The organism is Xanthomonas sp. SHU 308 (genome assembly GCF_000364645.1).
In the GTDB taxonomy this organism is placed as follows: Bacteria; Pseudomonadota; Gammaproteobacteria; order Xanthomonadales; family Xanthomonadaceae; genus Xanthomonas_A; species Xanthomonas_A sontii.
On record NZ_AQOK01000711.1, the window covers coordinates 1 to 772 of the forward strand.

1 protein-coding gene is annotated in these 772 nt (G+C 74.5%); it reads right to left on the reverse strand.

Annotated elements, in window-relative coordinates:
- Positions 1-769 (reverse strand): ComEC/Rec2 family competence protein (locus D588_RS25495; RefSeq protein ID WP_232764334.1); only part of this gene is annotated, 769 nt, incomplete at its 3' end.
- Positions 770-772 lie beyond the last annotated feature (3 nt).

Below are 772 nucleotides of genomic sequence, written 5' to 3' on the forward strand. Positions count from 1 at the left end.
AGTAGCGGCCCAGTTGCGGCCACAGCCGCCACAGGCCGCCGCCGAGCAGTGCGAAGGCGCCGGCGACCAGGCCGACATGGAAGCCGGAAATGGCGATGAGATGGGTCAGGCCGGCGGCACGCAGGATGCGCCAGTCGCGATCGTCCAGGCGCCGCGTGTCGCCCAGCGCCAGCGCCTGTACGTAGCGCGCCGAGGCCTGCGGCACGGCCGCGGCGATGCGCGCGGACATGCCCGCCCGCCAGGCGTCGATGCCCTGCCCCGGCGTCAATTGCGCTGCCGCCTGCGGCGCCACCACGTAGCCGCTGGCACTGATCCGCTGCGCCAGCGCATAGGCCTCGGCATCGAAGCCACCCGGATTGCTCAAGCCACGTGGCGCGCGCAGGCGCACCTGCAACTGCCAGCGCGCGCCGGCGCTCAGGGCGCTACGCGGCCCGGCCTGGTGCGTGCCGAAGTCGTCGTACCACGCCAGTTGCAGCAGGCGCCCGCGCAACGGCGCCGGCTGCGCCGCGTCGCTGTCCACCCGGAACAGGAAGCGGGTGCGGCGGGTTTCGGCCTGCGGCAGTTCCACCACCTGGCCGCGGACGTCGACCACGCGCTTTTCCCAGTCGGCCGGCAACTGCCTTGCCAGCACCATGCCGGCGACCAACGCCAGCCAGCCGGCGCCGATCGCGAACGCGCCCAGCCAGCGCCAGCGCGGTGCCGCCACGTACAGCGACGCCCCGGCGAGCAGGATCGCCACGGCCAGCGGCCAGGGCAGCAGGCGCGGCAGCCA